Source organism: Limisphaera sp. VF-2 (genome assembly GCF_049537125.1).
In the GTDB taxonomy this organism is placed as follows: domain Bacteria; phylum Verrucomicrobiota; class Verrucomicrobiia; order Limisphaerales; family Limisphaeraceae; genus Limisphaera.
Genome location: NZ_JBMVQY010000008.1, coordinates 1 through 9,292, shown reverse-complemented (window position 1 = coordinate 9,292; position 9,292 = coordinate 1). Strand labels below are relative to the sequence as shown.

The window sequence follows — 9,292 nt, the reverse complement described above, 5'->3', positions numbered from 1 at the left end:
GTCGCGTTCAGCTCCACAATGTGCCGGCCGAACCACACCGGATCGCTCACGAATTTCAGGTCCTCCGTCACCACCCAGACGCCGTTGCTCAGCACGTAGCTCGTCTGCCGGATGCGCCGGCCCAGTGCATCGTACGCCCAGTCCACCCGACGCCAACCGGCCCGATCGCCCGCTCCGTAGCTCATCACCCGCACCAACCGGTTCTCCGCGTCCCAACTGTACACCCACCGCCCATCCCGGACAAGGTTGCCGTCTCCGTCGTACACCAAGGTTTCAGAGCTCTCCGCCACAAAGTCCGACCGCACCTCCAATTGCACCCGGACGGACAGCCAAAAGACGCGCTGCGTAGTGTGCGGCCGCACGGCCTTCACGGCCCAGGGGTGTAGCCACGATGAACGCCAGCGCCAAGAGGACAGACTTGCCTGCCGGCGGACGTGGTGCCGAGGCCATAGCAGAGACGCGGGCCACATGTGGATGGACCACCGCTCCCACCCGCAGGCAACACCGACAAAGAACCGAGACGGAGGGTCGCGAGCGCTTAGTGGCCCTAGCCCTGCGACCGGCGGGAGCAGGGCGGCCCGAGCGACCCAAGCAGCGAGGCGCAGGGCCATGGCGCGGGCGCGGGTGGCCCGGCGCAACGAAGCATCGCGCAGTGAAGCCTGCCCCAACTCCGCCCCGGCCAAGAGGGGCGCTAAATTCCTTCTCACCATTTGTGCGGGACAGCCAGTTGGGGGGTCATCTGAGCCGACGTTTCATCGTTCCCAGCGCAGTGTTCAAAACGCTTCAGCAGTCAACTCTGCCCCGCTTATCGACCGCGTTTCAGACAACCGCCGACACCAGCGCGGGCCAAAACCAAAACACGACGAACGAAACCAAACCTGCAACGAGCGGCTTTGCAACCCAAGGACGTCGAACGAGGTTTGGACGAAAGCGCGCAAGGATTACGAGCAGCAAACCGGAGATCAAGCCATTCAACAAAGCTTGGGTAAGCTCATAAAAATAACCGGCAGATTGCCAAGCCGCTATCGTGTGCTGAGGAACAAACGCGAACCTGTCGATATCCAAAAAACCCGCCGCGATATATGCGAGTACTGTCCCCGCCGCGCTCGCATAAGGTGTCCATACATCAGCCGTGTTCAGCCACCTGCGGCGCGTTAGCATCGCCGCCCCAAGCAAGACCGGAAAGTATGCGACTGCGAAAAGAACGGCTAAAGGAACAACAAACAAAACCAAAGCCCAGATTGCCACGCCAACGTTGTGCATCGCGTGCTCTCCTAGATTTCGTGAAAGTGCCCGTCTTCATCCCACCAAAACATCGCGCCGCCGCTTCGCACGCGGTCCCGAGGATAGTCCAAGAAAAACGTCGTTTCCTTTTTCTCTTGGAAGATTTCTAAGATAAGTGCCGACGGTGGAGAGTTCGTAAAAAGCGGCTTCAGTTCGCCCGTCTCATGGATAAAAATTGCGCTGCCACTTTTTGGCACGGCAAGACGCGCGTTCGCTGTCAGCGGGCCGGTCTGGTTGATTACCACACGAACCTCTTTTGAGCCACTGCCCCGCGCGGTCGAATAAACCACTTCCATCTGTCCCGTCACACCGTGCTTTGCGATTGCCTCTTGTTCTTCGGCAGTCAATTGCGGGAGATCGTGTTCATTTATCCACGAGAGATTAGCCGCAGGCCGGTGAAAGACAGAGATGATTCTTACTGAGATGTCCTCTGCAGCAGCTTTGTTCCATTCCGACGAGTTGAACATCATCTTTGATTCTGAATGAATGTCTTTCTCCGACTTCCTGCCGCAGCCGGACTGCAACAAGGCCAGGGCACAAAATACAGGGATGGAAAGGGCATTCCGAATCATGGCGTCTTGCAACACTCTTTGGGAATGCCAAACCATCCCGGCGAAATCGTGTGGCTGAAAATTAAATCCGCTGGTGTGTAGGTCGGCCCAAGCGGGGGATCGGTCACCAAGGAAACGCCGTTCACGTAGAGTTCGTGCCACGGATAATGGTCGTGGCGACCGCTGTAAGCGGCCCCTGCCTTTCAATGAATCGAGCACAAACGTGTAGCTGTAATCGATTGACGGTGCCAGTGGCTCCAATGGATTTCTGACCGAGCCGTTGATGACAACTTTTGTGATGCACCTGGACGGACGAGTCACAGTTGCGAGCGCTGGAGCGGGTGAAACACCGGTCGCGAATGCCGGGCCAGCCCACGTCATATACCAGACCGCTGATGAGCCACCGACGGACCCGTTCGATACTACTGGTGGTTTCACCGGGCTGGTTTCTATGACGACCTCATGAGCCATCTTTGAATACCACGGTGCCAGAGGGCCTGGGCCAAAGCCCCTGCCGTTGCCCGCCCAGGTTGCGAACAAGTCAATAAACGGCGCGGTGTTAAAGGTGTGCGGAAACGTGATCGTTGCCGGCATGATAAAAGCCGATGCCCATATTTTGTATTGCTTCAGGCCGAGGGCATCAATCGTTGTAATCGGATCATTGGCGACGAAACCGTAAAGGTTCACACCGCCGAGTTCCCCCAACGGATCTCTGTTTGGCCACCGTCCGGTGCTGGGAGCGTAGTAGCGGTGGCCGTAGTAGAGCAGGCCCGTCTCGTCGTCCTGATACTTCGTGCTGAACCGGAACGGGTTGGCGGCTTGGGGGCCACTGGCGCGCAAGGGTTCGCCGAAGGGGCCGTATTCGTAACGGGCGGTCTCCGTGCCGGTGCTGGCGGAAACCAACTGCCAGACATTGCCGTTGCCGTCGTAGGTCACAAAGTGCGTCCCCGAGGCCGGACCGCTGGCCATTCGAATCCAGAGCAAACCGCCCACACCACCGGCGCCGTCCAGCGTCTCGCTCAGGTCCAGGCCCCAGACGTAGCTGCGCACCAGCGCGTGGTTCGTAGCGTTCAACTCTGCAAGGTGCCGGCCGAACCAGACCGGATCACTCACGAATTTCAGGTCCTCCGTCACCACCCAGACCCCGTTGCTCAGCGTGTAGCTCGTCTGTCGGATGCGCCGGCCCAGCGCATCGTACGCCCAGTCCACCCGACGCCAACCGGCCCGGTCTGTGGCCCCATAGCTCATCACTCGCACCAGCCGGTTCTCCGCGTCCCAACTCTACACCCACCGCCGGCCCCGCACAAGGCTGCCATTCGCAGTGTGGGTGAGCGTTCTGGGCGTTTTGGGCCCGAGTACCTGGCCCGTTATAGTGCTCAGCGCGTCTTGGGCTCAGCCCACCGGCGTACAAGCATCGTTGGTGAGACCCAGCCAGACGCCGCCGGCCGCAGTATCCACCGCCAGTTCAGCTGGGAAATGACGGTCCTTGCGATACGCCGGTTTCGTGCTCACCGAAACCGCTGGCGCGTTCGTCGCCTCACCCAAGGCGTTCGCATATCCCAGCACGTTGCGCCTGGCGTCCTGGCCGACAGGTCCCGTGGCGCCGGCAACCAGTTCAAATTCAGTTCGAGGTCGGCAACCAAATGCCTCCCGCGATCCGAAGCGGCGTGAAGCAGCGAAAGGGCAGTGCCTCAGGTGCAGCTGGCCGCCGGGCTCGATGCGGCCCAAGCCCCACAAGCTCCTGTTACACCCTCTGCCAGGGTAGACGAGGCCAAGCCTATTGACCAACAAACTTCTTCACCGCGTTCAACAACCACACACCCAGCTTTCCGAACAGAACCAAACAGACCACCAGCGCAATGAGGAACACTTCAACGGCAATGGCTGGTCGCCAACCAAGGAACCATTTCCGACTGCTGTCGGGTGGTTGCTTCTTCATGTGCCGCGCCTTTTGCCAGTGCAGATGACAACGAGCTCGTCATGGCAGGCGTCGTTGGAGCCCTTCCAGAGATGCAACCTAACTGTGGCCGGTCCATCGCAATAGATTTCAATGGCCGTAGTGATTGCACCGCTGAAGTGCGCGAGGATCGCCGTTGGCGTCCGAATGTAAGCCTCCTGACCTCTCATAAATGCACAAGGGCAGTAAATCCTGACGCCAAACTCAATGGCGATTGACCCTGCAACGATGATAACGACAGGCGCGGCTGGAACTACTCTGCCATCCGGATCGTATTTGGAGATGGGATCGTTAAGTGCAAATCGGTAGAGGTTCTTCTCCTCCTGCACGTTAAAGGGCTGAACCCGACCCATGAGAAGCTGCAAGCCCGGTTCATTGACAGGATCGCAGTGTGGCCACCGGCCTGCGCCCGGCGAGTAAATGCGGTATTCGTAGAGGACCACTCCCGTCGCCGGATCCGGCCGTTTCGTGCTGAAGCGGAAGGGGTTCGAAGTAGCAGCGGCGCCGGACGTGCGAAGCGGCTCGCCGAAGGGACCGTATTCATACCGGGCCGTTTCCGTGCCGGTCGAAGTGGACACCAACTGCCAGACGTTGCCCTTGCCGTCATACGTGACGAAGTGGGTGCCGGCGGCGGGACCGCTGGCCAGCCGCACCCCGAGCAGACCGCCCACACCACCGGCACCGTCCAGCGTCTCGCTCAGGTCCAGGCCCCACACGTAGCTGCGCACCACCGCATGGTTCGTCGCATTCAGCTCCGCGACGTGCCGGCCGAACCACACCGGATCGCTCACCAACTTCAGGTCCTCTATAACCCGCCAAGCGTCATTTGTCCACCCGCTACTCGTCCGCCAAATCCGCCCAGGGCGCATCTCGATTGATGGCAGTCTGGTCTTCTTGCGCCGGTGTCCCAACCTCCCGGCGCGCCTCCCTGCGCCGCGGGGCGCTGCGGTCGTCAGACCGACGGCCAGTCGCCGGCCGTTTGCCCCAACGGCGCTTTCGCAGATTGGCAATCCCCGATACGGCACGCCACCAGCTCGCGCTACTGCTATGCCCCGACACCCCGGTGCCAGAGACTGAAATGCGTCCCGCTCCGTTTTCAAATCCAATTCCTTCTGCACTCCAAAGCGAAGACGCTGCGCCCAGGGCTGTGCGGCAAGCGCGGGTAGCCGACCTTCTATCGAGCCGGCCTGAGGCGAGCCAGATTCCTTACACCGTTTGTGCGGGACAGTCGGTTACATAATTCAACCGTGCCTTGCTCAAAACGCCCCGTAGCCAATCACCGTGAACAAAATGACAAAGAATAGCACTGGAGCGCTAAACAAGAACGTGAGCCCCAGAGAGCCTTTCAGCAGTCTCTTGTCGAGTTTGAGGACTCTCGTAATGAAGCAAATGGACAAAAGCAAAAACATGAACCATGTGCCCACGGTTGCCAAAATGTTCCAGCCGACAGAAAAACCAAGCCGTTCGTAAAGCCCACAGGAAAACCAAAGCACAAGACTGCCGACGACCGCAAGTGCGATCACTGCTGACAAGAACACGGAGGAATCGTCGTTGCCTGGTTGCATCGCCACGCAAGTAACTATTCAATTTAGCACTCAAAATGTGCCATACGTTTTGTCATACCATGCCTCGCATTCTTTGACTTTCCTGCAATCGCAGGAATCTGGCTGCTTTGGACCGGGCGTCCTGGTTTCAGGTTCACAAGCAGCCACGCAATCTTGCCCAGCCAGACCAGCTCTGATCCCCGCCATGTCAGCCTTAATGTCGGACATCACATCCTGCCTGTATGCATTCTGATCTCCGCACCACTTGCCACACAGTTCCTCTTTGGCGGTGCAAAGTTCGTAGTCGCTATTGGCATCCATCATGTGGTCAAAGATCTCATCTTCGGACTTGCCCGGAAAGTGACAGTATTTGGCCATGAGGCAATTGGCCAAACAGTGGAGAGCGTTATGCCCGTTGCTTTTCGGATCGTAGTTCGGGTAAGAGGATTTCAGCAGTATTAGAGCATCGGCGATAGCGCTTCCCGCACAGTTCATCGGGGCTGCATGACCGAGCTCGACTTGCGACGCCCATTTCACTGCGCAGCCAATTCCAAGGCCATCAACATCGTGCATACTGATTGGGTTGTTGCGCACGAATGCATACTCATGAAGCCCTCCCTTCAGGCGCTTCTTCAAGAAGACTCTCCTGAAACCAATCTCGAGGATGGGATCTCTGTTCGGCCACCGCCCCAAACTCGGGCTGCATGCACGGTATTCGTACAAGACCAGGTCGGCGGGGTCGCTGGCCCGCTTGGTTGAGAAGCGGAACGGGTTGCTCTTGGCCATCGGACCGGTGGCGCGGAGGGCTTCGCCGAAGGGACCGTATTCGTACCGCGCCGTCTCGGTGCCGGTGCTGGCGGAAACCAATTGCCACACGTTCCCGTTGCCGTCGTAGGTCACAAAATGCGTCCCCGAGGCCGGACCGCTGGCCAGCCGCACCCAGAGCAGACCGCCCACGCCACCCGCACTATCCAGCGTCTCGCTCAGGTCCAGGCCCCACACGTAGCTGCGCACCACGGCATGGTTCGTGGCATTCAGTTCTGCAATGTGCCGGCCGAACCACACCGGATCGCTCACGAATTTCAGGTCCTCCATCACCACCCAGACCCCGTTGCTCAGCATGTAGCTCGTCTGTCGGATGCGCCGGCCCAGCGCATCGTACGCCCCGTCCTCCCGACGCCAACTGGCGCGATCCGCCACCCCGTAGCTCATCACCCGCACCAGCCGGTTCTCCGCGTCCCAACTGTACATCCACCGCCCGTCCCGCACAAGGTTGCCCCATCCCGGTCATAAACCAGCATCTCCGGACTCTGCGCCACAAAGTCCGACCGCACCTCCGACTGTACCCGGTCCGGATTGCCCCGCACCACCCCTAAGTTCGTCACCACCACCCACACCCCGTCGGTCCGGTTGTTCACCACCGCCTCCCCGTACCAATACCTCCCCTGCCGTATCACCGGCACCCACTCGTTCGTGCCCCACCACAGCGTCACCGTCGCATTCGTGGCCGCCTCCCCCGACACCGCCACATACGGCGGCACCGTCCGACTGGAGGCGATGCCAAGGACTTGCCGAGGCACATGAGGACCTTACTACCACCGCATCAATAACCGTGTCTCGTGGAGTGTCTCTATACCGACACCAGTTGCCCGCTCAAAAGTCGCCAAATGTCAATGCCATTCGCGAAGAAGCCTCCAAAACGCTCTCACCCTCAGGACCACAGCTCCGCCTAGCCTCCAAGGCCGCGGCTCCTCCCTGAACACTTCACCTGCCGGCGCTGCATCCAACATGCAATCAAAACAGCAGAGTTGCGGCACCAGTCCCTGAAAACTGTGCAAAGGAACCTCAAGTCCTCCAGCCGAATAGCTCCACCAGCAGCCTGTCCCACTTTCGATGCAAGTGCTTGATCTATAACGGTGGGACGTTTTGGCGCGAAAACCCAATATTTTGAACTACAACATGTTGCGAACGTGCGAACCCTCAAGTCCGACAGCCTGCTAGGCCCAGACCAACGACCCCGATTCGCGCATTGCCCGTCCACGTTTTCGCCCGACAAAGGAGCTCTCCGCGCACCAAGCTCCATCCAGCTTCTCCTGGCGTTAACATGCACCGTCCATGTACTCATCCTGCGCTGCCCACGCTCCTTGGATCACGATGCGCTGATGCTCCCGCCATTACAGTCATCGTTGCCTACTGCACAGCTTCTGCGGCGTCGGCAGCCCGCAAACAGGTAGAACACCTGACCGCCTACCCTGGCTTGGCAAAGCCAAGCTCTGCATCTACACCAACATACATTCCTCAGCCCCCCAGCCCACCTTCCGCTGCTTTCAGTCGACGGCTTCTCCTGGCAACCGCCAGCAGTTTGCACGCAGAGTAAAGAATCCAACCGCCCAGGCTCATCGCTGACACCGCGTTCCACAAAAGCCATCGGTCCTCGTTGCGCTGTTTTGGGCGCGGCGCAATTGCCAAGAAAGCATGTGGTCCCAATGGACACGGCTCTCGAGGTACCAACCTCACCTCCACAAAGTCGTACTCTAGATGCCTAAACCCCAGAATCGTAAAGTATACACTCCTTCTACTTTCACCCGCGAAGCGCAGCCACACCGCGTTGGTCGCCGCCAAAACCCTTGACCCGCCGACGACCTCGACTGAGGCCTCCCATCTGACAGCCGAGCTTCCGCGCCAACGCGTCTCTGCGTCTCGGCTCGCTTCAGACAAGGCATCCGCATCGCAAGCCAGCTCCACCCAGTACCGCCCGGGCGGCGCATAAAGTCTCGCCCTACACTCGCCTGGAAAAGATATCGAAACCTGCACCGTGGGTCTCCTTGGGCCAAAGAGCGAGGGACTCGTGATTACTGCACGCATGACACACACCCATGCGAGGCAAGCGGTTACCAGCGACGTAACGAGGTAAGTTAATCCCGGAGAACCTTTCACAGTCAGGGATGGGCTTTGACGTCCGGTTTACAGGTATAACGGCGGCACTGATTTGCGTTGAGGTCTTCCAACATTGCCTGCACCCGCTGCGGCGTCGTGATGGGCGGTCGCTGCAACAGATCCATTAGAAACATCCCGGATGGACAACAGGGTCTCTTCTGCTGTCCAAGTCCCGCAACAATCGCATCGAGCGTATAATCGGAACAGTTTCTCCCGGTGACACTCCAGGTCGGGCCACCCTGTCTGGTTGCGTCCAACCAAGATGCCACTTTGGCGCCATCCAAACAGTCTGAACACACAATGCTATCAGGGGGCGTCCCCTCTCCCGCATTGGGGTCGTTGTAGTCCTTCTGCTTGTCGTTCCATTGCACTGGAACAGGTGCTTCACCCAACTTTCCCTCTCCATCTGCGGGCCACGCACTGACATACGCACTGTCACACTCGAGTGCACTGTGCCCCCACCTGCCACCCTTTCCGCCCGTCGGATACCAGGTCAACAAACAACACTTCCAGCCTAATACATCGTACTTGATCACGGGCACGTTTTCTACAAAGCGCTGCAGATTGCCCTCCTCGCCATACGCCATCCGGCGTGACTGCGAATGCGCCTGCCGTGCACCCTCTTCATTGATAGTGTCCCTACTCAACCATCTCCCCATGTTCGCGCTGTAAGCGCGGTATTCGTAAAGCACCAGTGCCGTGGCCGTGTCTGTGCGTTTGGTGCTGTACCGGAAGGGGTTGAAGGAAGCAGCGAGGCCGGTGGTGCGGAGGGGTTCGCCGAAGGGACCGTATTCGTAGCGCGCCGTCTCCGTGCCGGTGGAGGCAGAGACCAACTGCCACACGTTCCCATTGCCGTCGCAAGCAATGAAATGGGTGCCCGAGGCCGGACCGCTGGCCATTCGAATCCAGAGCAGACCGCCCACACCGCCAGCGCCGTCCAGCGTCTCGCTCAGGTCCAGGCCCCACACGTAGCTGCGCACGAGCGCATGGTTCGTGGCGTTCAGCTCGACCACGTGCCG

9 protein-coding genes are annotated in these 9,292 nt (G+C 59.4%); all 9 read right to left on the bottom strand.

Annotated elements, in window-relative coordinates; translation table 11 throughout:
* Positions 1-371 (bottom strand): hypothetical protein (locus tag ACPDIT_RS15075; RefSeq protein ID WP_423444893.1); only part of this gene is annotated, 371 nt, incomplete at its 3' end.
* 448 nt (positions 372-819) lie between these two features.
* On the bottom strand, positions 820-1,263 hold the full coding sequence (locus tag ACPDIT_RS15070) for a hypothetical protein (RefSeq protein ID WP_423444891.1): 444 nt from the start codon (positions 1,261-1,263) through the stop codon (positions 820-822).
* Positions 1,264-1,274: 11 nt separating this feature from the next.
* The gene (locus ACPDIT_RS15065; protein WP_423444889.1) at positions 1,275-3,044 is read right to left on the bottom strand and encodes an RHS repeat-associated core domain-containing protein; all 1,770 of its coding nucleotides are present in this window, start codon (positions 3,042-3,044) and stop codon (positions 1,275-1,277) included.
* 568 nt (positions 3,045-3,612) lie between these two features.
* Positions 3,613-3,774 (bottom strand): hypothetical protein, encoded by a 162-nt coding sequence (locus ACPDIT_RS15060; RefSeq protein ID WP_423444887.1) that lies wholly within the window; start codon positions 3,772-3,774, stop codon positions 3,613-3,615.
* Positions 3,771-4,583: an RHS repeat-associated core domain-containing protein gene (locus tag ACPDIT_RS15055; RefSeq protein ID WP_423444895.1), complete on the bottom strand. Its 813-nt coding sequence runs from the start codon at positions 4,581-4,583 to the stop codon at positions 3,771-3,773. Before ACPDIT_RS15055 ends, ACPDIT_RS15060 begins: the two co-directional genes overlap by 4 nt.
* 465 nt (positions 4,584-5,048) lie before the next feature.
* The gene (locus ACPDIT_RS15050) at positions 5,049-5,363 is read right to left on the bottom strand and encodes a hypothetical protein (RefSeq protein ID WP_423444886.1); all 315 of its coding nucleotides are present in this window, start codon (positions 5,361-5,363) and stop codon (positions 5,049-5,051) included.
* Between the two features lie 24 nt (positions 5,364-5,387).
* Positions 5,388-6,587 carry an RHS repeat domain-containing protein gene (locus ACPDIT_RS15045; protein WP_423444884.1) on the bottom strand — a complete coding sequence of 400 codons (1,200 nt, stop codon included), beginning with the start codon at positions 6,585-6,587 and terminating at the stop codon, positions 5,388-5,390.
* The gene (locus ACPDIT_RS15040; RefSeq protein WP_423444882.1) at positions 6,548-6,916 is read right to left on the bottom strand and encodes a hypothetical protein; all 369 of its coding nucleotides are present in this window, start codon (positions 6,914-6,916) and stop codon (positions 6,548-6,550) included. Before ACPDIT_RS15040 ends, ACPDIT_RS15045 begins: the two co-directional genes overlap by 40 nt.
* Positions 6,917-8,275: 1,359 nt before the next feature.
* A partial coding sequence (locus ACPDIT_RS15035; protein WP_423444880.1) for an RHS repeat domain-containing protein occupies positions 8,276-9,292 on the bottom strand: 1,017 nt, incomplete at its 5' end.

What these genes read in the sequence shown, in the direction of transcription:
- ACPDIT_RS15045 (WP_423444884.1), bottom strand. Translation starts at nt 6,587, where the DNA reads ATGTACAGTTGGGACGCGGAGAACCGGCTGGTGCGGGTGATGAGCTAC.
- ACPDIT_RS15060 (WP_423444887.1), bottom strand. Translation starts at nt 3,774, where the DNA reads ATGAAGAAGCAACCACCCGACAGCAGTCGGAAATGGTTCCTTGGTTGG.
- ACPDIT_RS15070 (WP_423444891.1), bottom strand. Translation starts at nt 1,263, where the DNA reads ATGCACAACGTTGGCGTGGCAATCTGGGCTTTGGTTTTGTTTGTTGTT.